General features: G+C 68.7%; 23 protein-coding genes and 2 pseudogenes. 15 read left to right on the top strand and 10 right to left on the bottom strand.

Translation table 11 applies throughout. The annotated features are described in order from the left end of the window. Window positions 1–32: 32 nt before the first annotated feature. Window positions 33–1,055 carry an aldo/keto reductase gene (locus ACY0PA_RS03290; RefSeq protein ID WP_473086223.1) on the bottom strand — a complete coding sequence of 341 codons (1,023 nt, stop codon included), beginning with the start codon at window positions 1,053–1,055 and terminating at the stop codon, window positions 33–35. 90 nt (window positions 1,056–1,145) lie between these two features. Then, window positions 1,146–1,829: pseudogene (locus ACY0PA_RS03285) on the bottom strand (SDR family oxidoreductase). A gap of 118 nt (window positions 1,830–1,947) precedes the next feature. Here ACY0PA_RS03285 and ACY0PA_RS03280 point away from each other — a divergent pair. After that, a complete protein-coding gene (locus ACY0PA_RS03280; protein ID WP_473083237.1) occupies window positions 1,948–2,499 on the top strand; it encodes a TetR/AcrR family transcriptional regulator in 552 nt (183 codons plus the stop codon). Between the two features lie 653 nt (window positions 2,500–3,152). Here the strand turns inward: ACY0PA_RS03280 and ACY0PA_RS03275 are convergent. Next, window positions 3,153–4,370 carry an MFS transporter gene (locus ACY0PA_RS03275; RefSeq protein WP_473083236.1) on the bottom strand — a complete coding sequence of 406 codons (1,218 nt, stop codon included), beginning with the start codon at window positions 4,368–4,370 and terminating at the stop codon, window positions 3,153–3,155. Between the two features lie 168 nt (window positions 4,371–4,538). On the opposite strand from ACY0PA_RS03275, the gene ACY0PA_RS03270 reads away from it, so the two are divergent. The 5 genes from ACY0PA_RS03270 to ACY0PA_RS03250 all read left to right on the top strand — a co-directional run bounded on the left by ACY0PA_RS03270 (window position 4,539) and on the right by ACY0PA_RS03250 (window position 10,073). Next, window positions 4,539–4,691, top strand: coding sequence for a hypothetical protein (locus tag ACY0PA_RS03270; protein WP_473083235.1), 153 nt, complete (start codon window positions 4,539–4,541; stop codon window positions 4,689–4,691). A gap of 756 nt (window positions 4,692–5,447) precedes the next feature. Beyond that, complete coding sequence (locus tag ACY0PA_RS03265; RefSeq protein WP_473083234.1) at window positions 5,448–6,056, top strand: TMEM175 family protein; 609 nt, start codon at window positions 5,448–5,450, stop codon at window positions 6,054–6,056. A 76-nt stretch (window positions 6,057–6,132) separates the two neighbouring features. After that, a complete protein-coding gene (locus tag ACY0PA_RS03260) occupies window positions 6,133–7,542 on the top strand; it encodes an alpha/beta hydrolase family protein (RefSeq protein WP_473083233.1) in 1,410 nt (469 codons plus the stop codon). Window positions 7,543–8,523: 981 nt separating this feature from the next. After that, the gene (locus ACY0PA_RS03255; protein ID WP_473083232.1) at window positions 8,524–8,796 is read left to right on the top strand and encodes a hypothetical protein; all 273 of its coding nucleotides are present in this window, start codon (window positions 8,524–8,526) and stop codon (window positions 8,794–8,796) included. A gap of 83 nt (window positions 8,797–8,879) precedes the next feature. Then, window positions 8,880–10,073, top strand: coding sequence for a N(5)-(carboxyethyl)ornithine synthase (locus ACY0PA_RS03250; protein WP_473086222.1), 1,194 nt, complete (start codon window positions 8,880–8,882; stop codon window positions 10,071–10,073). 216 nt (window positions 10,074–10,289) lie between these two features. Here ACY0PA_RS03250 and ACY0PA_RS03245 read toward each other — a convergent pair whose 3' ends face one another. Beyond that, window positions 10,290–11,564, bottom strand: a complete 1,275-nt coding sequence (locus ACY0PA_RS03245; RefSeq protein WP_473086221.1) for an IS701 family transposase — start codon at window positions 11,562–11,564, stop codon at window positions 10,290–10,292. A 213-nt stretch (window positions 11,565–11,777) separates the two neighbouring features. After that, a pseudogene (locus tag ACY0PA_RS03240) lies at window positions 11,778–12,053 on the bottom strand (IS3-like element IS987 family transposase); the annotation flags it as partial. A gap of 340 nt (window positions 12,054–12,393) precedes the next feature. Between ACY0PA_RS03240 and ACY0PA_RS03235 the strand changes: the two are divergent. The 6 genes from ACY0PA_RS03235 to ACY0PA_RS03210 all read left to right on the top strand — a co-directional run bounded on the left by ACY0PA_RS03235 (window position 12,394) and on the right by ACY0PA_RS03210 (window position 18,677). After that, window positions 12,394–13,674 carry an ABC transporter substrate-binding protein gene (locus ACY0PA_RS03235; protein WP_473083231.1) on the top strand — a complete coding sequence of 427 codons (1,281 nt, stop codon included), beginning with the start codon at window positions 12,394–12,396 and terminating at the stop codon, window positions 13,672–13,674. Between the two features lie 41 nt (window positions 13,675–13,715). Beyond that, window positions 13,716–14,684 carry a carbohydrate ABC transporter permease gene (locus ACY0PA_RS03230; RefSeq protein WP_473083230.1) on the top strand — a complete coding sequence of 323 codons (969 nt, stop codon included), beginning with the start codon at window positions 13,716–13,718 and terminating at the stop codon, window positions 14,682–14,684. 2 nt (window positions 14,685–14,686) lie between these two features. After that, window positions 14,687–15,565: a carbohydrate ABC transporter permease gene (locus ACY0PA_RS03225; protein WP_473083229.1), complete on the top strand. Its 879-nt coding sequence runs from the start codon at window positions 14,687–14,689 to the stop codon at window positions 15,563–15,565. A gap of 66 nt (window positions 15,566–15,631) precedes the next feature. Beyond that, window positions 15,632–16,321, top strand: a complete 690-nt coding sequence (locus ACY0PA_RS03220; protein WP_473083228.1) for a DUF624 domain-containing protein — start codon at window positions 15,632–15,634, stop codon at window positions 16,319–16,321. Beyond that, on the top strand, window positions 16,318–17,319 hold the full coding sequence (locus ACY0PA_RS03215) for a LacI family DNA-binding transcriptional regulator (protein ID WP_473083227.1): 1,002 nt from the start codon (window positions 16,318–16,320) through the stop codon (window positions 17,317–17,319). Before ACY0PA_RS03220 ends, ACY0PA_RS03215 begins: the two co-directional genes overlap by 4 nt. A 2-nt stretch (window positions 17,320–17,321) precedes the next feature. Next, window positions 17,322–18,677: a Gfo/Idh/MocA family protein gene (locus ACY0PA_RS03210; RefSeq protein ID WP_473083226.1), complete on the top strand. Its 1,356-nt coding sequence runs from the start codon at window positions 17,322–17,324 to the stop codon at window positions 18,675–18,677. A 49-nt stretch (window positions 18,678–18,726) separates the two neighbouring features. Here ACY0PA_RS03210 and ACY0PA_RS03205 read toward each other — a convergent pair whose 3' ends face one another. The 4 genes from ACY0PA_RS03205 to ACY0PA_RS03190 all read right to left on the bottom strand — a co-directional run bounded on the left by ACY0PA_RS03205 (window position 18,727) and on the right by ACY0PA_RS03190 (window position 21,454). Then, window positions 18,727–19,941 (bottom strand): Gfo/Idh/MocA family protein, encoded by a 1,215-nt coding sequence (locus tag ACY0PA_RS03205; protein WP_473083225.1) that lies wholly within the window; start codon window positions 19,939–19,941, stop codon window positions 18,727–18,729. A 405-nt stretch (window positions 19,942–20,346) separates the two neighbouring features. Continuing rightward, window positions 20,347–20,763: an arsenate reductase ArsC gene (locus ACY0PA_RS03200; protein WP_473083224.1), complete on the bottom strand. Its 417-nt coding sequence runs from the start codon at window positions 20,761–20,763 to the stop codon at window positions 20,347–20,349. Between the two features lie 47 nt (window positions 20,764–20,810). Continuing rightward, window positions 20,811–21,122 (bottom strand): arsenate-mycothiol transferase ArsC, encoded by a 312-nt coding sequence (locus ACY0PA_RS03195; RefSeq protein ID WP_473083223.1) that lies wholly within the window; start codon window positions 21,120–21,122, stop codon window positions 20,811–20,813. Next, window positions 21,119–21,454, bottom strand: a complete 336-nt coding sequence (locus tag ACY0PA_RS03190) for a three-helix bundle dimerization domain-containing protein (RefSeq protein ID WP_473083222.1) — start codon at window positions 21,452–21,454, stop codon at window positions 21,119–21,121. Before ACY0PA_RS03190 ends, ACY0PA_RS03195 begins: the two co-directional genes overlap by 4 nt. 134 nt (window positions 21,455–21,588) lie before the next feature. Here ACY0PA_RS03190 and ACY0PA_RS03185 point away from each other — a divergent pair, with 134 nt between their 5' ends. Then, window positions 21,589–21,900 carry an ArsR/SmtB family transcription factor gene (locus ACY0PA_RS03185; protein WP_473083221.1) on the top strand — a complete coding sequence of 104 codons (312 nt, stop codon included), beginning with the start codon at window positions 21,589–21,591 and terminating at the stop codon, window positions 21,898–21,900. Further along, complete coding sequence (gene arsB / locus ACY0PA_RS03180; RefSeq protein WP_473083220.1) at window positions 21,901–23,025, top strand: ACR3 family arsenite efflux transporter; 1,125 nt, start codon at window positions 21,901–21,903, stop codon at window positions 23,023–23,025. Window positions 23,026–23,190: 165 nt separating this feature from the next. On the opposite strand, the gene ACY0PA_RS03175 is transcribed toward arsB, so the two are convergent. Continuing rightward, a complete protein-coding gene (locus tag ACY0PA_RS03175; protein WP_473083219.1) occupies window positions 23,191–23,562 on the bottom strand; it encodes an ArsR/SmtB family transcription factor in 372 nt (123 codons plus the stop codon). 192 nt (window positions 23,563–23,754) lie between these two features. Between ACY0PA_RS03175 and ACY0PA_RS03170 the strand changes: the two genes are divergently transcribed. Continuing rightward, window positions 23,755–25,137 carry an NAD(P)-binding domain-containing protein gene (locus ACY0PA_RS03170; RefSeq protein ID WP_473083218.1) on the top strand — a complete coding sequence of 461 codons (1,383 nt, stop codon included), beginning with the start codon at window positions 23,755–23,757 and terminating at the stop codon, window positions 25,135–25,137. The last annotated feature ends 318 nt before the right edge of the window (window positions 25,138–25,455 follow it).

Below are 25,455 nucleotides of genomic sequence, written 5' to 3'. Positions count from 1 at the left end.
GCTGTTCTTCGACGCCGGCGTGGCGCCGGGCGTCATGCCACGGGTACGGCCGGGGCGATGATGCGGCTGGGCTCGCCTGCCTGGACGGCGCCCAGGGACGCGGCGATCGCTTCGTGGGGAACTCCGAGCGGCACTGCGCTGATGTCGGACAAGCGCGCGAACTGCTCGGGGGTGAGCTGGACGTCAAGGGCGCCCAGGTAGCTGTCGAGCTGGGTGAGGTTGCGCGGCCCGATGATCGGGACGAGTGAGGTCGCGGCCCGGGCGGCGCGTTCACGCACCCAGGCCACCGACACCTGGGCTGCCGTCACGCCGGATTCCTCGGCGATGGCCAGGACGGTGTCGACGACGGCGGTCTTCTGGTCGGTGCGCTCCGTGTGGATGACCGCCCCCAGGTCGCTGAGGCGCCCCTCAGTGCTGCGGCGGTACTTTCCGGTGAGCAGTCCGCCGCCGAGCGGGGACCACAGGGCGGCGCCGAGTCCGAGGCTCTCGGCCATCGGCAGCAGCTCACGGTCGGCGCTCCGCTCGACGAGGCTGTACTCGTTCTGGATGCCCACGATGGGCGCCCAGTTCTTGAGGTCCGCCAGGGTCACGGCGCGCGAGACGCGCCAGGCGGGGAAGTTGGACAGGGCCGCGTGGTGGATCTTGCCGGAGCTCACCAGGTCGTCGAGCCCGCGCAGGATTTCCTCCATGGGGGTCAGCTCGTCGGGGAAGTGCAGCCACAGCCGGTCGATGTAGTCGGTACCCAGGCGCTTCAGGCTGGCCTCGACCGAGGCGACCATGTTCTTGCGACTGTTGCCCGTCTTGGAAATGCTCGGCTGCGGCGCGGCCCCGAGGGTGAACTTGGTCGCCAGGACGAAGTGGTCCCGGTCGGCGGAGACGAACTTCCCCGTCAATTCCTCCGACTCGCCGAACTGATAGGTGTCCGCGGTGTCCAGGAAGGTACCGCCGGCTTCGGCGAACCGGTCGAAGATCCGGCGCGCCTCGTCCGGCTCAGCGCCGGCACCCCAGCGGGTGCCGAAATTCGCCGTACCGAGCGCGTACTCGGAAACACGCAGGCCGGTCCGTGTCCGAAGGTCGTGTAACGCATGAGATCTCCTTACTCGAGAATCAACAGGGGGAAACGCAGGGGCGTGGCGGGACGCACCTCACGCCACTTTCGGCGAAGCGGCCAGGCTTCGCTTGACGAACCGGGTGCTCTCGTCGGCGAGGATCTCGGGCAGGCCCGTCTCGATGCCGTACAGGGCTTGGGCCGCGACATCGGCGGGGTCTGTCTTCTGTTCGGCGGGAACGCCGGCGGCCATGTCGGTGTCCATCCAGCCGACATGCAGGGCCGAGAAGGTGATACGGCGCGGCGCCAGCTCCTCCCGGGCCGCGTCGGTCAGCGCCCATGCCGCGGCCTTCGCCGCCGCGTAGGACCCGAGGCCGGCGGGGTGCAGCGACCGCACGGACAGGACGTTGAGTACGCCGCCGCCACCGGTGCCCTAGATCACCGGGGCGAAGGCCCGTGTCACGGCGAGCGGACCGAAGAAGTTCGTCTCCATCTCCAGGCGCACCGCGTCCAGACCGCCCGTGATCAGCGGCGTGGCGGTGGCGATGCCCGCATTGTTCACCAGTAGCGTCGCGTCGGACGCGGTGCGGGCAGCGGCCCGTATCGACTCCTCGTCCGTTACATCGAGCCGGAGCGGGGTTGCACCTGGCAGGTCCACCGTCTCGGAGCGGCGGGCCGCCGCGTACACCTTCGCTCCGCGCTGGAGAAGCTGCGTGGCCAGATGGCGCCCCAGCCCCCGGTTGGCGCCAGTGACCACTGCTGCCGAATCCTTCAACTCCATGCTCTGCTCCCAGCGGTCCCGGGCGGCTCACGTCTCACGTGCGTAAATTAGATTACGCACGCAATCTAAACACAGCGGTAGGATAGATGCCAGTCGACATCCAACGGGGAGGTGGCCCATGGGCCGCGTATCGCAGGCGCAAGCACAGGAGAACCGCAAGCGGGTCGTGGAAAATGCTGCCCGGCTGTTCCGGGAGCGGGGCACGCACGTCAGCGTTGCCGACCTGATGAAGGCATCCGGCCTGACCCACGGAGGCTTCTACAAGCAGTTCGCTTCCAAAGAGGCGCTCATCGACGAGGCGACCGCCCACGCCTTCGACGAACTCACCCAGCGCCACGCAGCGCAGCTTGAACGCCATGCTGGGCAGCAGGACGCCGCCCAGCAGGCGCTGATCGACGCCTATCTCTCCGTCGAGCACCGCGACGGCCCCGGGGACGGCTGCCCCGTCGCCGGGCTCGTCACCGACATGGCGAGGGAATCCGGCGATCACGAGGCCCACCGCGTCTACGCCCGGGGGGTCAGCGATTTCGCCGAATGGCTCGACACACAGGAAGAGGAGGGCATCACCCGACTGTGCACGATGCTCGGCGCACTCGTCCTGGCCCGGGCCACCAAGGACTCCGCCCTCTCTGAGGAAATCCTCACCGCCGCGCGCGCAGCCTTGAGGTAACCAACTGCTACCTATGGCGCGCCCCACCGAACGGAACCACTGGCTTCCGAGGGAGGCGTGGTCACCTTGCTGAGGACCGGCTGATCACGGCCTGAGCCGGAGCCGGTTCACGGCGACAGAGACGGTGCCGTACAGAGGTAGGCACGCTTGTCGAATCTCGTGGCCACTCTCCGGGGCAATTGAGCACCTGGGGCCCGTCCCGCGCAACATGCCGGCGAGGGCCGCTGCCGCACCCACCGGATCGGCGTCTTTCCCGATCGTCCCGCGCGCCTGACCCGCGCGTACGTATTCCCTCGGGGTCATCTCCCGCTTCTTCAACCCCTACGGCTCATCCCTGCAGTAGCCGCGCGCCGAGCTCGGCGCGGAGCGATATCGCCCGCCGGCGAGGAGCCCAAGGTCGTGCATACCCGACCCCGGCCACGATCACACCGGCCACCCGCAGCACGGGAAGCCAGCAGGGGACACGCCCGGCGGGCACCACCACTGAAGCGTGGCCCTCCACCTGTGGGTGGACGGCCGGTTCTGCCGACGGGTCGATCCGTGGACCGACGTCGACATGCTGGAATAGTGCTGTGACGGCCACCTTGCCGCGCGTCCTGCCCGTCCCGGACGGCAAACCGGTTCCGCCGCCAAGGGATCAAGGCTGCATGCGCTCAGTGCGCCGCGGTGACCTGGTCGGCTTCCGTCGAATGTTCGGCACGGGAGGAGGTGACCACCTCCGAGCGTCGGGTGTTCCGGTCCATGAGGCCTCCGGTGAAGGCGAGGCCGAGGCCGGCCAGGGCGAGAGCTGCCCCGACCAGGTTGGGCGAGGCCCAGCCCCAGCCCGCCGAGATGGCCAGGCCACCGAGCCAGGCACCGCCCGCGTTGGCGAGGTTGAATGCGGAGTGGTTGGAGGCGGCCGCCATCGTAGGAGCGTTCTGAGCCTTGGCCATGAGCAACATCTGGACGGGCGTGGTGATGAGGGAGCCCATCGCACCGATGAAGGCGATCGTCACCAGCGCGGGCACGGTGCTGTGGACGGTGAAATAGAACGTCACCAGCGCCGCGGCGAGCAGAGCGAGCCCCGCGTACAGCGTCGGCCTCAGGGCGCGGTCCGTGAGCGGGCCCGCGATCACCGTGCCGAGCGTCATGCCGACGCCGTAGAGCGCGAGGACCACTGTGGTGGAGGAGCCGGAGATGCCCGTCACGTTCGTGAGCATGGGTACCAGGTAGCTGTAGACGGCGAAGAACCCCCCGAACCCGACGACGGCCGTGGCCAGGCCGATCGCGACCTGCTTGTTGCCCATCGCCCGCAGTTCGTGCCGGATGCCGGACTGCCGGCCGCGTGGCTGGTGGGGAACGAAGAGGGCCAGCGAGGCGAGGGCGATGAGGCCGATGGCGGCGACCGCCCAGTAGGCGGACCGCCAGCCTAGGTGCTGCCCGAGTGCCGTACTCGCCGGCACACCGATGATGTTCGCAATGGTGAGCCCGAGGAACATCTTGGAGACGGCACGGGCAGCCCGTTCGGGGGCGACCAGCCGGGAAGCGACGACGGCGCCCACACCGAACAGCGCTCCGTGCGGCAGGCCGGCCAGAAAGCGCGCGGCGAAGAGCAGTCCGAAGTTGGGAGCGAGCGCGGACGCGATGTTGCCGACCACGAACAGCCCGGACAGAAGCAGTAGCAGCCGCTTGTGGGGAACGCGCGCGCCGATCCCCGTCAGCACGGGGGCGCCGACGACGACACCGAGCGCGTAGGCCGATACGAGGTTGCCGGCATGCGGCACGGATACGTCGATGCCGTCAGCGATCTGGGGCAGCAGCCCCATCGTGGCGAACTCGGTCGTGCCGATGCCAAATGCGACAACAGCAAGGGCCAGCAGGGCCAGCGGCATGGTGCAGGAGACCTTTCGAAGACAGTGGTCCATGAGCGGATGGGTGTGGAGGGGACCGGGGAGGTCTCCGACCCGGTGGTCTGAGGTGGTGAGCACCATGGTCCGGCGCCACCTTGGAGCAGGGATGGGCAGGAGTGCTCCCACAAGGCTCAGCAGTGCGAGGGACCCGTGCATTCCAAGATCGACCAGAACGTGTCAGTGACCTCCGTCACCCGTTATCGCCCGCCGTGCGACGTGCGCGAGCGGGAGCGGGAGTCAGCCCAGGAGGTCTTGATCTCCCTGACCGAGCACGCCCTGGCCCCGGAGTCGGCCACCAACTGACTGTCGATGGAAGGGAGTTGTCCGCGTGCGCCGCGTCTCCCGAGGAGTAGCCGCTGTAGGGCAAGGCGCGGCTCAGGTCCGCGAGAACATTGTCCGGCGCGGGGGCAATTTCTTGATCAACAGCGACGCGGCGTAGTCCGTGCAGAGTTGATCACTAAGTGCTGTGTCCGCAATGCGAGTTCACTTTGTGCCGTGGTCCGCACGGTCGTTGTCGTGGGAGGCGAGTCCTTCAAGACCTTCGCCTTAAGGCGAGGCCTTCTGCCCGCCGAGATCTCCTCACTCAACGGGCGAGAAAGCGAACTCCGCGCCGAGAAGTCCTCATTGACGAACACCTCGTCCAGGCGATCACGCATCCGCATCGCTGCGGTACCCCGCGGATTGCGCGCCCGGGCCATCTTCACGGTCAGCGGCGGAACCACCCGACCAGAACCACACTCCATTGCCATCCCGGGCCCTCCGGCCGGCAGAACCACCCCGCTCGACAGCAGCAGCACACCGACCGCCAGCACGAACAGCCTGTCGGAACGGTTTCACCCCGCCGAGCGAAGATCGCCAACAGCATCCGTAACTGCGGTCAGAGCCCCGAAATCCCCACGCCTGCTCCTGCCACCCCAGTTGCTTTAAGGATTCAAGGAAGTGAATCACGGGGATCCTGGGCGGGCCGGCAGAGGTTTTCAGGGTGCACGACGGGCGACGAGTGGACGACACGTGCCTGGTTGCCTCCGCCTGGGGAGGGCGGGTGCTACGACAGGCTCCATGAACGAAAGTGAAGGGCGGCCATTCGGTCAACCCGAGGCGGACCTTGTATCGAAAGGCAGGATGCTCGCTCTCACCGACGGCGTGGTGGCCATCGCCATGACGTTGCTCGTGCTGGACATCAAGCTGCCCGAGGGGCTTCGCGGCGCGGAGCTGCACCAGGCACTGGAGGAAGTTCAGTCCCAGGCGGGCGCCTTCCTGCTGAGTGCGGTGGTGATCGCGCTGTTCTGGCGGGCCCACCACGCGGCGCTGCGGAACGCGGGGCCGATCGACTCGTACCTGTTCTGGCTCAACGTGATCTTCCTGTTGCTGTTGTCGTCGATTCCTTTTCCCACCAAGGTTCTTGAGGACTACGGCGACCAATTCCTCGGTCCCGGTTTGTACGGGGCCGTCATCGGCATGGCCGCATTGCTCGTCTATGCGATGGAACTGCGCACCAGCCGCTCCGCCGGCGCGCCCTGGCGCCGCGTCCCACTCCCTGCTCAGGCCGTCGTGTTTCTGGTCTCGGTGGGGATCGCACGAGTCTCGCCCGCCGTTGCGATCTACAGCTGGGCCGCCGCCGTGCCTCTCTCCATGGTGGCTGCCCGGATCGCGGCACGGGGTCGCTGACCGGATGTTCCAGTCGGGGGAACGAGCTGTGTCGTGCCGGGAGGCGCAGGCGGCGCGGGCCATACGGTCAGCTGGCATGACGCTCGAATCGCAGGACGCATCCCACCTGAGCCGGCGCACCGCGCTCGCCGGGCTCGTCGGTGGGGCCGGGGCCGCGCTGGCTGCCGGTTGCACCTCCTCGAACGGAACCTCCGCACAAGGGGTCGCACCCAGGTCCACGGCGTCGGCCACCGGCTCGTCGGCGGGTGCCACGCCCGGGGTGATGACGCTCTTCCGGGACCCGGCGTTCAACTTCAGTGGCCTCTGGGCCCTCGGCGGGGCCGGGTTCGGCGGCAGCGAGGTGGGCGAAGTGCTTACCGCCGTGAACACGATCAACAAGGCCGGCCTCTCCGCGCAGACGTACGTCGAGACCTTCAAGAAGCTCGGCGACCAGCTGATGGGGGCGCCCGAGGGCAGTAAGCCCGACCGGCAGACCAGGCGCCTGCGCGCTCTGCGGGCGGCGCAGTACTACGCCCAGGCTCTGTTCTACGTCCTCGGCTCCGACACTCCCGAGAGCGAGGAGCAGCTGTACAGGGCCGGGCGCGGCGCCTGGGACAAGTTCTGTGATCTGTGCGACCCAGCGCCGGTGACGGCGGACATCCCCTACGGGAAGACCCCGCTGCCGGTGTGGTTCTTCCGCCCTGACGACTCCGGCACACAGCGCCCCACCGTGATCCTCACGAACGGCAGCGATGGACAGAACGTCGACATGTGGGCCTATGGCGTTTCGGCCGCCCTGGAGCGTGACTGGAACGCCCTCGTGTACGACGGACCAGGCCAGGGGCAATTGCTCTTTGTGGACCGGGTGGTTTTCACACCGCGTTGGGAGACGGTGGTCACGCCGCTCGTCGACTGGCTGGTCGCCCGTTCCGACGTGGACGCCGACAGGATCGCCCTGACTGGGCTGAGCATGGCGGGCAATCTGGCCCCCCGGGCCGCGGCCTTCGAGAAACGCATCGCTGCCCTGGTGGCGATGCCCGGATGTCTGGAACCGTGGCTGGGCTTCCCGCCGGAGATGCGGAAGATCCTCACCCCGAACAAGGCGCAGACCAACGACATCTGGAACAAAGAGGTCGTCCCTGAGCTGCCTGCGGCCGCTGCCGCGACGATGGAGAAGCGCTTCGAGCCCTTCTCCGTCCCGGCGATGCTCGCTGCCCGCGAGGGTAAGGTCTTCACGGACTTCTACACCCCCGCCAAAAGCATCGAGTCACTGACCATCACGAGCGTGGTAGGCCGCATCACGACGCCCACCCTGGTCCTCGACTACGAGGACGAGCAGTTCTATCCAGGACAGCCACGGACGATGTTCGACAAGCTGACGTCCCCCAAGGACTACGTGAAGCTCACCGCGGCCACCGGCGCACAACTGCACTGTTCCCCGATGGCCCCGCAGCAGCACTGCGACGTCGTCTTCGACTGGCTGCAGGAGACACTGCCGGGACGCTGATAGCCAGGTTCCAGCCGCTTGCCGAACGGGTGATCGGCGAGATCAGGCAGACGACGGGCGTCGTTGGGGCGCGTCTGGCCACTCGACCACGGCCTGGGCTACACCACTTGGCACTACGATGCCGTCACTGTGCGGCCGCGCGGGGGCCGAAGCTTCCAGCTGGTCGTGCACGTCACCAATATCGCGGCCCCCATACGAAGTTCACGATCTGCGGGGTGAACGGCCGGGGACGCGTCCTGCCACGATGCTGTTCGCCCGGTCGTTGTCGCCGGCGTTGAAGGCTATGCGGGCGCCAAGCGTCTACCCCAGTACAGGTCGCGCACAAGGCCCCGGCCCAACTCGACGAACAGCAGGGCCTCATAGCCAACGTCAGAACGGTGCCGCACACATCCTCCGGCAGGCCGAAACCACAAACCATCCGAGCTCGGCGACCTGCTTACCACGACTTGGCTGCGAACGCAGTCGCGCGCTCAGGGTTCGTCCGCAGCACAGCAATGGCGGCCTGCTTGGCGACTAAATCCCCCGAAGAGAGATGAACATTTCTGTCAGAAACATATCTGACAGCATTTGCCCCTGGTCCACGGCGTCTTCGTCCCGCCGCCTCACCGCGGCTATGCCCGGCGCCGAGGCGGCGTACCCCGCAGCGGGCGGACCTGGTCGGCCTGCATGCCCGTCGGCATCCGGCACGTGCGGGGCCCGGAAGGGAGTACGGTTGCGGCACCGAGCGCACCTCGCACGCCGTCATCCGTTTCGGCGTCGCCCTCGGGCAACGGCACGGGCCGGCGTCATCGGACTCGGCCGGAAATGAGCCGCATCGTGCCTCCTGGCTCGAACTTCCACGCCGCATACCGGATCCGTTCCCGCGCAGCGCGGTAGCGCAGGTCCCGGCTTTCAGGATGCCCCCGAGGCGTCCCTTTCATCTCGCGCACGGCCCTGGACCGATCAGCACAGCTCTGAACCGATCAAGAGGATGCGGGACGCATGTATTCACAGGACTCGATCTCTGGCCGCCGCCGCGGCCGTCCCGAACCGACGGCGGAGACGCTCTCCGGACTGACCTGCCTCATCTGCGGCACCGACTACCGCAACGCACCCGACCCGGAGGCAGTGGTGGTTTCCCACCGCGACGACAAGCAGCTCCTCGCCTGCCACGGGACGTGCGCACGCATGGCGAGCGGGTCGGTCAACGGCCTGGACGAAACACCCCTCCCGCTGGCCGAGCGTGTCCGCAGACACCAGGCCGGCGGCTCGTGACCCGGATATCGGGCAGCCACACCGAGCACGCCGAGCACGCCGAGCACGCCGCGAACGCCGCGAACGAAATGATGAGGAAGCGTATGAGCCTGATGAGTCTCGGAGTTCTCGCCTCCTCGCGCAAGGAGAACGAGTTCCGCCTGCCACTGCACCCCGCTCACCTCGACCGGATCGCCCCTGACATACGCGAGAGGATCTTCCTCGAACGGGGCTACGGCCAACGGTTCGGCGTCGCGGACGACGCGCTCGAACCGCTCGTGGCGGGCTTGCGCTCCCGCGAGCAGCTCATCGCCGAGTGCGACGTGTTGCTGATGCCCAAACCCATGCACGACGACGTCGCCGCGCTGCGTGAGGGCCAAGTGCTGTGGGGATGGCCGCACTGCGTGCAAGACGAGAAGCTGACCCAGCTCGCCATCGACCGACGCCTGACCCTCATCGCCTGGGAGGCCATGAACCACTGGACCTCCACGGGCACCTTCAGCGTCCATGTGTTCCACAAGAACAACGAGCTCGCCGGCTACTGCTCGGTGCTGCACGCCCTGCAGCTCGGCGGGCTCACCGGAAGCTACGGACGGCGTCTGCGCGCGGTGGTCATCAGCTTCGGCGCGACCGCGCGCGGAGCGGTCACGGGACTGGGCGCCATGGGGGTTTCCGACGTCACAGTGCTCACGCAGCGCGCCGCCGCAGCGGTGGCCTCGCCCATGCCCTCGGTCGTGATGGGCCACTTCGCGCAGCAGGAGGACGATCCGTCGCGCCTGCGGGCCATCACCCCGACCGGAGCCGTTCCGCTCGCCGAGTACCTCGCCGGGTTCGACATCATCGTCAACTGCGTCCTGCAGGACACCGACGCGCCACTGACGTTCGTCACCGAAGAGGAACTCGCCCTTTTCCGGCCGGGAACCTTCTTCATCGACGTCGCCTGCGACGAGGGCATGGGCTTCGAATGGGCCAGCCCGACCACCTTCGGCGAGCCCATGCCCGCGGTGGGATCGGGCTGCCACTACTACGCGGTGGATCACAGCCCGTCCCACCTGTGGAACTCCGCCACCTGGGAAATCAGCGAGGCGCTCCTTCCCTACCTGCGCAAGGTCATAAGCGGCCCCAGGGCATGGGACACCGACGTCACGCTCAGAAAGGCCATCGAGATCCGCGACGGCGTCGTCCAGAACCCGAAGATCCTCTCCTTCCAGAACCGGTCAGCCGCCTACCCTCACCCTCCCGAGGCCCCGGCGCCCGCCCCCACTCCGGTGCTGCCCTCCGCCACGCCGCCGGCCTGACCCATCCCACAACACGGGCTGTCACTTCCCCTGCGGGGCGTCACTGACCGGTCATCCCTGAGCTCCGCGAAGTGCTTCTGTGCCGAGTGGTCGACGCTCTTCGCGGCGCTGCACTAGTAGGACTCCGTTAGGTCGCTCTGGTTCTTGGGTTCTGGCTGATGGGGGATGTTCTGGGCAGGGGGCGGTGGCAGGTGGTGCAGGTCCCGGTCCAGCAGTTCAGCAGGTCTTGGATGGTGTCGAGGATCTGGTAGAGGGTGAGTCCGCTGTATCGGCTTTTGGGGCCAGGCGCTGTTCGGTGAGGAACGCGTGGGCGGCGGTGACCAGGGTGACGTGGTGGTGCCAGCCCATCCAGGAGCGTCCCTCGAAGTGGTCCAGGCCGAGGCCGCGTTTGAGTTCCCGGTAGTCGTGCTCGATGCGCCAGCGGATCTTGGCGAGGCGGACCAGTTCGGCCAGCGGGGTATCGGCGGGCAGGTTGGACAGCCAGTAGTCGGTGGGTGCTTCGGCGCCGGCGGGCCATTCGACCAGCAGCATGACGTCGGGCAGGACACCGTCCCAGCTGTCTGGGTCTGGGGCGGCGGCCTGGGCGAGGCGGCGAGATTTGGTCCCGGCTGGCCGCACTCGCAGTGTCAGGAAGTGCGAGTGCATCGGTCCGCGGGAGCCTGCCCGCCAGGTCACCTCGGTGAAGGCCTGCCGACCGTGGCCGGCCGCGAGCGCGGCCACCGAGGACGGGGTGTCGCGGTAGCGGGGTTGGGGCTTGCGGCCGTTGCCCGACCAGGGCGGGGCAGTGGGCACCGCATCATGCGGGTGGACGGTCACATCCGAGCGGACCGCCACCACGTAGCCGATGCTCCGACGCTCCAGCCCGTCGCGGAAGTCGGCGTTCTGCCCGTACCCGGCGTCGGCCACCAGCACCGGCGGAACGAGGCCCCATCCGGCCAGCTCATCAAGGGTGTCCAACGCCAGGCGCCACTTCTCCCGGTGCCCGATCTCCTCAGGGACCCCCGTCTTGCGCCGACGGACGGCATCGTCCGCCCACTCCTGGGGCACGAACAACCGCCACTGCAACGGACAGGACGCGGTGTCGGAGACAGCATGCACACTCACCGCGACCTGGCAGTTGGCCTGCTTGCCCAAAGCTCCGCAGTACTGAGGCGCGACGGCGACCGACATCTTCCCGTCCTTGGGAAACGACACGTCATCGACCGCCCACGCGTCCGGGCCGATCTGCGGCACCATCCGCTCCGCAATCCGCCGCCGCACCAGCCCCGGATCCCAGGTCGACTGGTTCACGAACTGCTGCAGGTTCTGCTCATTGCCGTCCGGCAGCCGCTCCGCCATGGCCTGAACGGACTTGCGGCGCCCGTCCAGCATCAGTCCCCGCAGATAGCAGTCACCCTTCGCCCGCTGATCCTTGCGCGGCACCGACGCGAACACGTCAGCCACGAATAACGCCAACTTGGCCCGAGCACGGTTCACTTCATGTGCGTCCACCCCTCCAACATGCTCCCGAACACGACCGAGAGGAAGACGTAACGGAGTCCTACTAGGACACAGCGAATCGAGGTCGCAGGCGGGCACGTTGATCTGCCTGCCTGCCGCCTGCCGTGACGCTCCGCATTCGTCAGATCCCCACGGCTCATACATCCAACCGGACCCCAACACCTCACTCACATCCGGAGGTCCGAGAAACCTTGCGGCCGCGAAGAAGGTCGAGGCCGCCTTGAGGATCTCGTTCGCCCGCCGTAGTCCGGCGTTCTCCGCTTTGAGTCGCTTGATCTCTGCAGCCTCGTCCGAGGTGACGCCAGGCTGCTGGCCGGCGTCGACTTCGGCCGTGCGGACCCAGGTCCGCACGGTCTCTGCGGCGCCGATGTCCAGCTTCGCGGCGCCCGCCTTCATCGCAGCCCACTCCGCGGGGTAGTTGGTGCGAATCTCGGCGAGCTGGGCGGTCGAAGAAGGAGTCCACTTGCGGGCAATGGTCACGGTGGCTTCTTCGACAGCAAGCTCCATGTGCTGGAGAACGCGTTCCCTGCTGCGGCGACCCGGCATCGCGGCACCGCTCCTGTGCCCAGGTTGGGCGCCCGGGCGGCCGCGACGTTAAGCCTGTGCCTTTGCGGCGACCCTGCTCTGCGAGCGCTCGCAGGAGTTGCCGAGAGTACCGATCCGTAGAGCGGATGCGGCTGCAGGTCCCCTGCCCACCCCGTTGCAGCTCTTCTGAGAAAGCGCTTGCTGGAAGCATTGACGGCTCTGCGAGCGCCTGCAAGAGTCGCGCCTCAACAAGAAATTGACGCAACGCAGTTGACCTACCTCGCGGAGGAGCCGCATGGGCAATGACGCCCCCTCCCGCCGTACCGCCCTGGCAGCCCTGCTGTCCGCGGCACTCGCTACGGGCTGCAGCAGCGGCGCGCGTTCGGTCGCCTCTGGCGGCACGGCCACGCTGCGCTACTTCTTCTGGGGAGATGCCGGCCGGGCCGAACTCATCAACCAGTGCATCGCGGTATTCGAACGCGATTACCGCCGTATCCGGATCAAGACCAGCTTCGTAGGCTTCGACGCGTACTGGCAGAAGGTGACCACCGCCCTCGCCGGCGGCAATCCGCCCGACCTGCTGCACGTCGACTATGCCTGGCTGCGCACCTTCGCCCACCACGACCTCCTCGCCGATCTCGCCGAACTCACCGGTGCCGGCAAGGAGATCGACGCGAGCACCGTCGTGCCCGCGCTGCGGACCGCCGGCCTGATCGAAGGTCGCCGCGTCGGCGTTCCGCTGTCGCGCAACAGCATCGCGCTCATGTACGACGCCGGGCTCTATGCCGAGGCGGGGGCCACGCCGCCGGATCTGAAGACGGGTTGGGACACGTTCGTCGAACAGACCGCCAGGATCTCCAAGTTCACCAAGGGCGCACAGGTCGGTGTCGACAACCCCGGCCAGAACTACATGGGCGTCGAGATGTGGATGATGCAGCACGGCAAGACGGCGTGGACCGAGACCGGTCAACTGGGCTTCACACCTGACGACTTGCAGGACTACCTGTCATTCATCGAGCGCTGGCGGGACGCCGGCGGCATCGCGGGTGCCCGGGTCATTCTGGAGGCGAAGCCGGGCGCTCCGGTCACCGCACGCCGTGCGGCCTCGATGTTCGAGTGGGACAACCAGGTCGGCAGCCGCAGCGAGGCGCGCGGGACCAGCCTGAAGCTGACCACCCCGCCGACCGACACCGGCACAAGTGGTCTCTACGCCAAGCCCGGCATGCTGCTCAGCGCCTCGGCCGCGACGCCGTATCGCAGTGAGGCCGCGCAGTTCATCAACTTCATGATCAACGACCGGCGCGTCGCGAAGATCCTCGGCACCAACATCGGCATGGCGCCCACCACCCGCCAGGAGGGCGCGGCCAGTACCGACGACCCGTTCGTGCGCCTGACCCAGGGCTACGAGAAGCGGATCGCCGGCGTGGCAGCGGCAACACCGCCCGCCCCCGGAGTCGGCGGCTCCACCCTGAACGTCCGCCTGGAGCGCATCGCCGAGAAGCTCGGCTACGGCGTCATCTCCGTGGACGAGGCCGTCGACCTCTACTTCGACCAGGCGAAGGTCGTCCTCTCCTGACGACTGCCGGCCCGAGAACCCCCACGACCTATGGAGAACCCATGGCCGGTACGACGACGACCGAGGCCGCCATACCGGCGGCCCGCCGAGCCCCCCACACCCGCGGCGTCGCCCCGGGCAAGCGCCGCCGGGGCAACGACCGCGCGGCCTATGTCTTCCTGACTCCCTGGATGATCGGCGCGGGTCTGCTGACCCTCGCTCCGATGTTCTACTCGCTGTTCATGTCCTTCACGGACTACAACCTCTTCGACACCCCGAACTGGATCGGCCTCGACAACTACCGACGCATCCTCTTCGACGATCCGCAGGTGCGCGACTCGGTCCTCGTCACGCTCCAGTACGTACTGATCGCCACTCCGCTCAAACTTGCCGTGGCCCTGGGCGTGGCGCTTCTCCTGCACACCAAACGCAGAGGCCGCAATTTCTACCGGGCCGCCTTCTATCTGCCCTCGCTCATCGGCGCCAGCGTCGGCGCGGCCATCGTCTGGCGGTTGCTCTTCTCCACCGGCAGCGTCGTCGACCGAGCCGCCGCCCTCTTCGGCCTGGACACCGGCGGCTGGGTGTCCAACCCCGACTGGTCGATGATGTCCCTGGTCGCCCTCTCCGTCTGGCAGTTCGGCGCGCCCATGGTCATCTTCCTGGCCGCGCTGCAACAGATCCCGCGGGACCTGTACGAGGCGGCCGAGGTGGACGGCGCCGGGCCGATCCGCCGCTTCGTCTCCGTGACCGTGCCGATGCTCACTCCGGTGATCTTCTTCAATCTGGTCCTGGAGATGGTGCACGCCTTCCAGATGTTCAATTCGGCTTTCGTGCTCTCCAACGGCACCGGCGGCCCGGCGGGCTCCACGTACGTCTACTCGATGTACCTGTACGAACTCGGCTTCAACGACTTCCGGATGGGCTACGCGGCCGCCCTGACCTGGGTGCTGCTGATCGTCATCGGCGTCGTGACCGCGGTCCTGTTCAAGACGTCGGGCCGCTGGGTCCACTACGCGGGCGAGGAGAAGTGACCATGACGACCCCGACCATCCCCCGAGCCCAAGGGGCTCGCCGCAGGCCCTTCGACCGGGGCGCCCTGCTCTGGCACGGTGGCGCCGCCGTGCTGCTGCTCGCCCTTCTCTACCCCGTGGTGTGGGTGTTCACCTCGTCGGTCAAGCCGCCCCAGGAGATCCTCTCCAGTTTCGACCTGCTTCCCTCTCGGCCCACGTGGGACGGTTTCCGTACCGCTCTCGAAGGCATCGCGGACGTGCCGAGCTGGCGCTTCTTCTCCAACTCGCTGATTCTCTCGGTGGGTTCGGTGATCGGCAACGTGCTGTCGTGCTCGATCGCGGCGTATGCGTTCGCACGGCTGCGCTTCCGTGGCCGCGGCGTCATGTTCACCGCGATGATCGGTACGATTCTGCTCCCGCACCACCTGCTGCTCATCCCGCAGTACACGATGTTCCAGCGGGCCGGCCTGGTCGACACCTTCGTGCCGCTGCTGCTCGGCAAGTTCCTCGCCACCGACGCGTTCTTCGTGTTCCTGATGGTGCAGTTCATCCGCAATCTGCCGCAGAGCCTCGACGAGGCCGCCCTGATCGACGGCTGCGGCCACTTCCGGATCTTCTGGCACATCGTGCTGCCGCTGCTCCGGCCCGCACTGATCACCACGGCGATCTTCACGTTCATCTGGTCGTGGAACGACTTCTTCGCCCCGCTGATCTACCTCCAGTCGCCGGAGAACTATCCGCTGCCGCTGGCCCTGCGCCTGTTCGTCGACTCCTCCAGCGCCACCGACTACGGCGCGATGCTGGGCATGTCGGTCCTCTCCCTGCTTCCGGTGATCGCCTTCTTCACCGCGTTCCAGCGCCTGCTCATCGAGGGCGCAGCCACCTCCGGGCTCAAGGGCTGAACGGCGGTCACGGTCATGACGTACGCGATGACGACCGGGCGCGATTCCCGGCGCCGGGACAGGCGAGTGCGCGAGACCCCGTTCGGTGAACGCTTCACCCTCTTCGCCGAAGTCCTGTGGATCGGCGTGCTCGTGACGCTGGCCTCCCTGCCCCTGGTGACCTGGCCCGCAGCGATGGCGGCGGGCTGCGCGGCGGTGCGCCGTTGCGTACCCGACGGGCCGAGCGTGGGTACGGCGCGTCGCTTCGCCGCCGACTGGCGCCGCGCACTGCGCGGCGGAACCCTGCGCGGTGCGGCGGGGCTCGCGGCCCTCGCATTCCTCGCGGCCGACCTGCGGATCGCCGCCGTGGCGGGCGATCTGCCCGGCCACGTCCTGCTCGTCGTGGTGTGTGCTGCGGCCGCCGTCGCTGTCGTCGTCGTGCAGCTGCGCGCGGCTGCCGCCTGGAGCGGGCCGGGCGATGACGGCCTTGCGGGCCCCGCCATCGGCTTCGCCGGGTGGCGGCGCGTCGCCCTGGCACGCTCCCGCGACGATCTGGTGGGCTCGGCGATACTCGCCGCCGCGGTGTGCGCGACGGCAGTCTGCGCCTGGCAGTTGCTGCTCCTCCTTCCGCTGGTTTCGGGCGTCCTCGCTCTCGCGGCGGTGGCGGTGGAGCGACGCGGCCGCCAGGAGAAGGCCGTACGAACAGAGCATCGCCGTCACGGTGGGGCGGTCCGGCGCACAACACAGTCGAGCTCTTCCGACGGGGCGAGTTCATGACCGCAAGTGCCGAGGACGTGGCCGCGGAGGCGGGGGTGTCCCCCTCCACCGTCTCCCGCTGCTTCGCCTCGCCGGAGCAGGTGAGACCGGAGACCCGTGAGCGGGTCCTCGCAGCGGCGGCCCGGCTCGGCTACACACCCAGCCGCGTCGCCCGCTCGCTCGCCCTCGGCCGTACCCGGACCCTCGGCCTGATCGTGCCCGACATCGCCAACCCCTTCTTCGCGGTGGTCGCCAAGGCAGTACAGGCCCGCGCCCGCCGCAAGGACTATGCGGTGTTCCTGGCCGACACAGACGAAGACCCCGACGACGAATACGAGTTGGCCCTCACCCTCGCCCGCCAGGTCGACGGACTGCTCCTCGTCGCGCCGCGCATGGACTCCGAGCGCCTCGACGAGATCATCCAGCAGGTGCCCAGCGTCATTGCCAACCGGCCCGTGCCGGGAGTGCCGACGGTCGTCATGCCCACAGCCGACGGGTCGCGTCAGGCAGTGGCGCATCTGCATGCCCTCGGGCACCGTCACCTCGCCCTCGTCCTGGGCGCCCGCCACTCCTGGTCGAGCGAGCAGCGCGGTCACGCCGTGCGCGCGGCGTGCGAGGAACTGGGGCTGAAGATCAGCGAGTTCGGCCCGCACGAACCGAAGTTCCACACCGGCGCGCAGGTCGCCGACCTCGCCCTTGCCTCCGGTGCCACTGCCGTCGTGGCGCACAACGACCTGCTGGCCTTGGGGATCCTGTCCCGGCTGAGTGAGCGCGGCGTGCGTGTGCCCGAGGACCTCAGCCTCGTCGGCGTGGACGACATACTCCTCGCCGCGACCTCCACCCCGGCGCTCACCTCGGTGCGCCTGCCGCTCGACGCGCTGGGTGAGCAGTCCGTGAATCTGCTCTTGGGCCGCATCGAGGGCGGCGAACCGCAGTCGGCCGACCCCCAGCAGGTCGTCCTCGACAGCGAGTTGATCGTCCGCCGTTCCACCGGCCCCGCCCCACGGAAGGAACCCTGACCATGACCGCCCTCACCACCCGGCGCGCCGCCATCGTCGGCACCGGACACCGTGCCCAGATGTACACCAGGGCCCTCGGCGCCCGCGCCCACTACGACGTGGTGGCGCTCGCCGACCCCAGCCCCACCCGAATCGCCCACCACAACCGGCTGCTCACCGGCCTCGGCTGCCCGGAGGCAACCGCCACCGCGCCCGACGACTTCGCGGACCTGCTGCGGCGCGAACGGATCGACGAGGTCGTCGTCACCACCATCGACGCCACCCACGATCACTACATCATCACCGCCCTGGAGGCAGGCTGCCGCGTCGTCACGGAGAAGCCCCTGACGACCGACGCCGCCAAGTGCCGCGCGATCCTCGACGCGTTGGAGCGCACCGGCGGCGACCTGTCGGTCGGCTTCAACTACCGCTACAACCCGGCCCACGAAAAGGTCTGGCAGCTGCTCGCCGACGGCGCGATAGGCGAGGTGCGGTCGGTGCACTTCGAGTGGCTCCTCGACGTACGGCACGGCGCCGACTACTTCCGCCGCTGGCACCGCGAGAAGCGGCACAGCGGCGGCCTCCTCGTGCACAAGTCGGGCCACCACTTCGACCTCGTCAACTGGTGGTTGAACGCGACCCCTTCACGCGTTCACGCCGAGGGCGGGCTCGTCTTCTACGGTTACGGCAACGGCGAGGCGACCGGACTGCGCCGCGACTACGAGCGTGCGCACGGCGACGCGGCGGCGGCCGACGACCCGTACGCGATCCACCTGGCGGACGACCCAAGTCTCACCGCTCTGTACCTCGACGCAGAGGCCGCAGGCGACACCTATGTGCGCGACCGCAACGTCTTCGGTGACGGCATCGACATCGAGGACGACCTTGCGGTCCTTGTCCGCTACGACACCGGCGCCACCATGACGTACCACCTGACGGCCTACTCGCCCTGGGAGGGCTACCGCGTCATGTTCAACGGCACCGCGGGCCGCCTGGAACTTGAGGTGGAGGAGAACACGTGGCAGCCCCCGCGTACCGCGGCCCCTGGGGGAGAGGCTGCGCATGGCGGTGTGCTGATGGCCAATCCGGGCCGTACCCGCATCCTGCTGCGCCCCCTGTGGGAGGAGCCGCGCGAGGTGACCTTCGAGGTGGCGGCCGGCTCGCACGGCGGTGGAGATCTGCGCATGCTCAAGGAACTCTTCGGCCCCCTCGGCGACGGCTCCGACGAGGGGGCGGCTCCGGCAGCGGGCAAGGGTGCCACGGCCCGCGACGGCGCGTTCGCACTGGCGGTGGGCATCGCCGGCAACGAGTCCCTTGCGACGGGGCGTCCCGTGGACACGACGGGCCTGTTCGGGGAGCGCCACACGACGAAACGCTGACGGCAAGCTGCAGCTTCGACGGCAGCAGCCCCGGGGCGGAGGCGGGAGGTCAGGCCTCCGTCGCCTTCGCCCAGGGCGCGCCGAGTTCGGAGAACAGCGCGAGGCGACCGGCACTCGATGCGGTCAGGGCGTCGATACCAGGGATCAACCGACGCTGCTCTGCACCCTCGCCGAGTGGGTGCCAGACGCCCGGGGGCAGGCGCACGGGCTCGGGCGCAGTGCGCACGGCCTCCACCACCCGGGTGAAGGCGCCGCTGCGTTCCAGCGGGCTCAACAGCTCGTCGCCGTCACGGAGATGGGCGATCAGGTTCTCCAGGAGGTCCGTACGTGGGTGCTCGTACTCCTGGGGTGCCTGACCCCCTCGTTCCAGAAGTACACGGTCCTCGGTGTAGTGCAGAGTGATGCGGCCCTGTTCGCCGTGCACGACGATGTAGGGTGCGGCGTTCTGCTCGGCGCACAGGGTCGCGGCGAGCGTGATGGTCGTGTCGTGTGTACTCGTCACACGGACGCACGAGGTGTCGTCGGCCTCGATGTCATGGGCCCGGTAGAGCTCCAACTCCACGGTGGCCACGTCGTCCTGGCGATCGCTGCCGTCCACGCGCAACGCGGTGGCCAGGGCGTGGGCGAGGGGATTGGTGAGTACGCCGTCCACGACGTCCACTGTGTGCTGGGCCCCGGGTCCGGCGGCAACGCGGCGGCGGCCGGCCCACGGGGAGCGGGCGTAGTACCGGGCTTCGCGCACCCACGCTCCGGCGGCACCGATGCCCACGGGCCGCCCGATTGCGCCGTCCGCCACCCATTGCCGAACGGATGCCACGGACGCGGAGCCGAAGGACTGGAATCCGACCTGACACACGCGACCCGACCGGTGCAGTTCGTCGGCGAGCTGCTGAAATCCGGCCAGCGAGGACGCGGGCGGCTTCTCGAGCAGTACGTGCGATCCCGCCCGTACGGCGGTCAGCGCGAGTGGGACGTGCGTATGCAGGGGTGTGCTGATGATGGTCACCGAGGGGCGGGTGCGCTCCAGGAGTGCCTCGAGGTCCGTGGACTGCGAGATGGACGCGAAGGGTCCGAGCCCGTCCAACTCTTGTGCGTCGAGGGGGCTTTGGTCGCAGACTCCGACGACCTGGACGTGCCCTTGTCCGGTGAGCCGTCGCAGGTTCGCACGGTGGATACGGCCGAAGCCGCGGCCGCCGACGAGGACGACGGCGACGGGCTGCGCCGTCACCGTGCGGCGCGGCGGACGATCGCCGTCCGGGTGCACGGGCTTTGATCGGTGTTGCAGTCCGACGTCAACGCGTTCATGTGTCTCCTAGTCGGCCGTCCAGTAGGCCGGCCTGCACGGTGAGCAGGTGTGGAACGGGCCTACGGCTGGTGTAAGGGGCCTGCAGCCGCAGCCTTCCATACGTGACCCGGCAGTTGGCCACCTGGCCGGAACCTGTCCCGTGCTGATCGCCCACGGTAGCCAACTCACGCCTTCCCCCTGCCTGACTGGCTGATCGTATGCCGCGGCGATGCGCTGCAGGCTGAGCACGCCACTTGGCGAGCGGTGCCACCTACAACGACCACAGCTGTGACTTTTCGAGATTGATGACACTTGGTCGAGCTGGTTGGCACCGCGGCGACAGGGCGGGCGCAACAGCCCCGCCCTGTCGGTTCGAGTGATCGGTTATGCCTGCGCAGCGTCGATTTCGGCGATGAGTGCCTCGATGCGGGTCTTGATCTCGTCGCGGATCGGTCGGACGGCGTCGACGCCCTTGCCGGCCGGGTCTTCGAGAGCCCAGTCGAGGTACTTCTTGCCCGGGAAGATCGGGCAGGCGTCGCCGCACCCCATGGTGATGACGTAGTCGGACGCCTGGACGGCCTCGGTGGTCAGCACCTTGGGCTGGGCGGCCGAGATGTCGACGCCGACTTCCTTCATCGCCTCGACGGCCGCAGGATTGACCTGATCGCCGGGGATCGAGCCGGCGGAGCGGACCTCGATGCGGTCGCCTGCGAGGTGGCCGAGGAATCCGGCGGCCATCTGTGAGCGGCCCGCGTTGTGGACGCAGACGAAGAGCACGGACGCGAGCGGTGTGGTGGGCATGGGTTCTTCCTTCGCGGGTGGGCAAGCAGGTTGGCCGTGCGGGGAGTTCAGGTGCCGGGCGTCAGGGTGCCGAGCAGTTCACCGATGTGGGCATCGATGGCGTCGCGGATGGTGCGCACGACAGCGATGGGTGCGCCTTCCGGGTCCGTGATGGGCCAGTCCAGGTGGCGGCGCCCGGGCATGACGGGGCAGGCGTCGCCGCAGCCCATCGTGACCACGAGGTCGGCGGCCTGGACGACCTCGTCGGTCAGCGGTTCGGGGAACGCGTCGGCGATGCTCACCCCGACTTCGGTCGGCGCATGCGCGACGGTCGGCTCGACCGCCTGGGCCCGTTGCGTCCCGGCGGAGGACACCGTCACGCCGCCCTGGGCACGGCGCGCGAGCAGGGCCGCGCCATCTGGGAGCGCCCGGCGTTGTGGTTGCACACGAACAGCACGCGCGGCAGGCCGCTGCCCGGCGCGCCCTCGACGTGGGCCAGGGCGTACAGGCACTCGGCGGCGAACCGTTCGGCGAGCACGACGAGGTGCGTGTGGACGCGGGCGTGCTCCGCGAGCCGCGCGCAGGAGTCGGTAATGACGCGTTGCACGGTTTCGGCGCAGAAGCGGCCGCGGTGCCGGGTGGCGAGGCGGGCCGTGCCGGCGGCGAGGCGCTCGTCGGGCAGCACGGGTGGTGTGGGCGGGGACGTGGTCATGAGAACCCCTTCGACGGGCCGCCGGGATCCGATGGGAGGAGGGATGGCTTGGGCGGCGGGGCGTGTGCGCTCGCGCCGACCGGCCGGTCAGCCCGGACTGGTATCAGCCGAGAGTGATGTGAGAGTATCAGCCCATGATGACGTCAGCCGACACTGACCTGATCCGGGTGCTGGCTGACCCGCTCAGGCTCAAAATCGTGAACCTGCTCGCCCACGAGACCCTGTGCACCACGCATCTGGTCGAGGAGACCGGAGCCAGGCAGACCAACCTCTCCAACCACCTGAAGGTGCTGCGGGAGGCCGGGGTCGTGGAGACCGAGCCGTGCGGGCGGTTCACCTACTACCGCCTGCGGCCCGACGTCATCGCCGCCCTGGCCGGCCAGTTCACCGAGCTCGCCGAGACCGCCCGTACCACCGCCGAGACCGGCCGGAAGCGAGCCTGCTGAATGACCTCGACGGAACCCGGCACCAAGGCCCCGGCGGCGCCCGCAGCCGACGACGCCTCGATCGTTGCCAAACTCTCCACGCTCGACCGCTACCTCGCCGTGTGGATCCTGCTCGCCATGGCCGTCGGCCTCGGGCTCGGCCGCCTGATCCCCGGCATGGACGACGCCCTCGCCAAGGTCGAGACAGGAGGCATCTCGCTGCCGATCGCGATCGGCCTGCTGGTGATGATGTATCCGGTCCTGGCCAAGGTCCGCTACGACAAGCTGGACAGGGTCACCGGCGACAGGAAGCTGATGGTGTCGTCGCTCGTCATCAACTGGGTCGTCGGCCCGGCGGTGATGTTCGCGCTCGCCTGGATCTTCCTGCCGGACCTGCCCGAGTACCGCACCGGCCTGATCATCGTGGGCCTGGCCCGCTGTATCGCGATGGTGATCATCTGGAACGACCTGGCCTGCGGCGACCGCGAGGCCGCCGCTGTTCTCGTCGCGCTCAACTCGGTGTTCCAGGTCATCGCGTTCAGCTTGCTCGGCTGGTTCTATCTCGACCTGCTCCCGCAGTGGCTGGGTCTCGGCGACGGACAGGGCCTGGACGTGTCCGTGTGGCACATCGCGCTCAACGTGATCGTCTTCCTCGGTATCCCGCTCGCCGCCGGATTCCTCACGCGCCGCATCGGCGAGAAGAAGATGGGCCGTGCGAGGTACGAGTCCGATTTCCTGCCGAAGATCGGCCCGTGGGCCCTGTACGGCCTGCTCTTCACCATCGTCATCCTCTTCGCCCTGCAGGGGGATGCGATCACCTCCGAGCCGGTCGACGTCATCCGGATCGCACTGCCGCTGCTGGTCTACTTCGCCGTGATGTTCTTCGGGAGCTTCCTGCTCGGCAAGGCGCTCGGCATGGCGTACGACCGGACGGCGACGCTCGCCTTCACTGCGGCCGGTAACAACTTCGAGCTGGCCATCGCGGTCGCCATCGCGACCTTCGGCGTCACCAGCGGCCAGGCCCTCGCGGGTGTCGTCGGCCCGCTCATCGAGGTGCCGGTCCTGATCGGGCTCGTCTACGTGGCCCTGGCCTGGCGCAAAGGGTTCGCTCCCGCCGCACTGGTCACCACAGGGAAGGACGCCTGACGCACCGCCTGTGCGTGGGCGCACGGCAGGTGCGCAGGCCGGCCGACCCTCCGGCGGCCACGTGAGCGCGGTGGTGGTCTGCGGCGGCCAGGCGGGGCGCTCCGCCGGCCACTACCTGCGCCGCCGCCGGCGGGGCTTCGTCGCCCTCGACCGCAATCAGTCGGGTCAGGCCGCGGGGTGCAGGGTCAGCAATTGCCCCATCGCGGCCAGCACGGACGGCTCGACCCGGTAGTAGACCCAGGTGCCGCGCCGCTCGGAGGTGAGCAGCCCGGCGTCCTTGAGCTTCTTCAGGTGGTGGGAGACGGTCGGCTGGGAGACCCCGACGTCGGAGATGTCACAGACGCAGGCTTCCCCACCTTCGTGGGAGGCGACGAGCGAGAACAGGCGCAGCCGGACGGGGTCGCCGAGCGCCTTGAACATCCGCGCGGCGGTCTCGGCCTCGTCGGCGGTGAACGGCCGCTCGGTCAGTGGCGGGCAGCACGGCGCAGTGGTCGGGCCGGCGGTCTCGATGAGCGGCAACACCTTCGCATTCGACATACGTCTATGTTGACACATGTCGAAGCAGTCGCGAGGGGCGATATCGACTCCGCCGACCCGGGTCGAAGCCGCCTCGCAGGTGCACGCCGCGAGCTTGTTGATTCGATGCATGTCTATGTTGACGCTTGTCGAAGCAGGTGTAATGCTGGCTACGCAAGCCATCGACAACCGTCGAAGCAAAGGGGAGTCTTCGTGAACGCCACTGCCACCGACCGCCTGCCCGTCGTCGTGATCGGTGCCGGTCCCATTGGTCTGGCCGCTGCCGCTCACCTGGTCGAGCGCGGCCTGGAACCGTTGGTCCTTGAAGCCGGAGCGCAGGCCGGGGCGGCCGTGCGGGAGTGGGCGCATGTGCGGCTGTTCTCCCCCTGGGGCGAAGTCGTCGACCCGGCGGCCGAGAAGCTCCTCGCGCCCACCGGCTGGGCCCGGCCGGACAGCGCCGCCTACCCGAGCGGAGGCGACTGGGCCGAGCAGTACCTGAAGCCGCTGGCCAACGTTCTCGGTGACAAGGTCCGCACCGGCGCCACAGTCACCGGTGTCTCCCGCACGGGCCGCGACCGCATCGTCGACGCCGACCGCGAGGCCCAGCCCTTCGTCGTCCACGTCACCTACGCTGACGGCCGCGAGGAACGCCTGTTCGCCCGCGCCGTGATCGACGCCTCAGGCACCTGGACCACGCCCTCCCCGGCCGGTGGCAGCGGCCTGCCCGCACTCGGTGAGAAGGCTGCAGCCAGCCGGATCTCCTACCGCGTACCGGACCTCAAGGACCCGGCCGTACGTGCCCGTTACGCGGGCAAGCGCACCGCCGTGATCGGCTCCGGCGCTTCCGCCTTCACCGCTCTCGCCGGGCTCGCCGACCTGGCCAAGGCCGACGACGGCGCGGGCACGAAGAGCCTGTGGATCCTGCGCCGGGGCATCTCCGGCTCCACCTTCGGCGGCGGCGAGGCCGACGAGCTGCCTGCCCGCGGCGCGCTCGGCCTTGCGGCCAAGGCCGCCGTCGACGACGGCCACGCCGACGCGGTCACCGGCTTCCGCACCGAAGCCGTCGAGCGCACCGAAGGCGGGCACCTGGTCCTGGTCAGCGAGGACGGCCGCCGCCTCGACCCGGTCGACGAGGTCATCGTCCTCACCGGCTTCCGCCCCGACCTGTCCTTCCTCTCCGAGATCCGCCTGGACCTGGACGGGCGCCTCCAGGCGCCGGTCGAACTGGCCCCGCTCATCGACCCCAACCAGCACTCCTGCGGCACCGTCTACCCGCACGGCGCCAAGGAGCTCTCCCACCCGGAGCAGGACGTCTACCTGGCCGGCATGAAGTCCTACGGCCGCGCCCCCACCTTCCTCGCGATGACCGGCTACGAGCAGGTCCGCTCCATCGCTGCCGCCCTGGCCGGAGACCAGGAGGCGGCCGACCGGGTGGAACTGACGCTGCCCGAGACCGGAGTCTGCGGCGGTGCCGGCCTCTTCGACACACCCGAAGCCGAGCAGGCCCAGGACGGCGGCTGCTGCGCCCCGACCTCAGCTCTGATCCAGCTCGGCGCTGCCGACACCGTCCAGGCGCCGGCCTCCGGCGGCTGCTGACCCACACGATGACGGCCCTTCACGCCCCGAAAAGTCGCAGTGGCCGAAGTGGCGCAGGCAGGTGTTCTGTCTCAGGTAGGTCCAGGCAGTCTCAAAGATCTCCCGCACCTGAGCCGCCGTCTCAAACAAGTCCGGGCAATTGGCGGGGTGTCTCAGTCTCGGTGGGCACATCGTCGAATCGGCTTCTACGGTGGCCTGGTAGTTGAGTTGTGGATCGACGGCTGCCTCGCGGGCACCGGGCTGGTCCGCGACGGTTGACCGACGCTCTGCCGACAGCACCGTGGCCGCCGCCCAGCAGTGCGCAGGAAACCGTGCAGG

Source organism: Streptomyces sp. DS1-CR2 (genome assembly GCF_055760475.1).
This window is presented reverse-complemented; position numbering and strand designations above follow the sequence as displayed.

Bases quoted from the DNA above. Each gene is read 5' to 3' on its own strand.
- ACY0PA_RS03280 (WP_473083237.1), top strand. From the start codon at position 1,948: ATGGGCCGCGTATCGCAGGCGCAAGCACAGGAGAACCGCAAGCGGGTC.
- ACY0PA_RS03275 (WP_473083236.1), bottom strand. From the start codon at position 4,370: ATGCCGCTGGCCCTGCTGGCCCTTGCTGTTGTCGCATTTGGCATCGGC.
- ACY0PA_RS03265 (WP_473083234.1), top strand. From the start codon at position 5,448: ATGAACGAAAGTGAAGGGCGGCCATTCGGTCAACCCGAGGCGGACCTT.
- ACY0PA_RS03260 (WP_473083233.1), top strand. From the start codon at position 6,133: ATGACGCTCGAATCGCAGGACGCATCCCACCTGAGCCGGCGCACCGCG.
- ACY0PA_RS03255 (WP_473083232.1), top strand. From the start codon at position 8,524: ATGTATTCACAGGACTCGATCTCTGGCCGCCGCCGCGGCCGTCCCGAA.
- ACY0PA_RS03250 (WP_473086222.1), top strand. From the start codon at position 8,880: ATGAGCCTGATGAGTCTCGGAGTTCTCGCCTCCTCGCGCAAGGAGAAC.
- ACY0PA_RS03235 (WP_473083231.1), top strand. From the start codon at position 12,394: ATGGGCAATGACGCCCCCTCCCGCCGTACCGCCCTGGCAGCCCTGCTG.
- ACY0PA_RS03230 (WP_473083230.1), top strand. From the start codon at position 13,716: ATGGCCGGTACGACGACGACCGAGGCCGCCATACCGGCGGCCCGCCGA.
- ACY0PA_RS03225 (WP_473083229.1), top strand. From the start codon at position 14,687: ATGACGACCCCGACCATCCCCCGAGCCCAAGGGGCTCGCCGCAGGCCC.
- ACY0PA_RS03215 (WP_473083227.1), top strand. From the start codon at position 16,318: ATGACCGCAAGTGCCGAGGACGTGGCCGCGGAGGCGGGGGTGTCCCCC.
- ACY0PA_RS03210 (WP_473083226.1), top strand. From the start codon at position 17,322: ATGACCGCCCTCACCACCCGGCGCGCCGCCATCGTCGGCACCGGACAC.
- ACY0PA_RS03200 (WP_473083224.1), bottom strand. From the start codon at position 20,763: ATGCCCACCACACCGCTCGCGTCCGTGCTCTTCGTCTGCGTCCACAAC.
- ACY0PA_RS03190 (WP_473083222.1), bottom strand. From the start codon at position 21,454: ATGACCACGTCCCCGCCCACACCACCCGTGCTGCCCGACGAGCGCCTC.
- ACY0PA_RS03185 (WP_473083221.1), top strand. From the start codon at position 21,589: ATGATGACGTCAGCCGACACTGACCTGATCCGGGTGCTGGCTGACCCG.
- arsB (WP_473083220.1), top strand. From the start codon at position 21,901: ATGACCTCGACGGAACCCGGCACCAAGGCCCCGGCGGCGCCCGCAGCC.
- ACY0PA_RS03175 (WP_473083219.1), bottom strand. From the start codon at position 23,562: ATGTCGAATGCGAAGGTGTTGCCGCTCATCGAGACCGCCGGCCCGACC.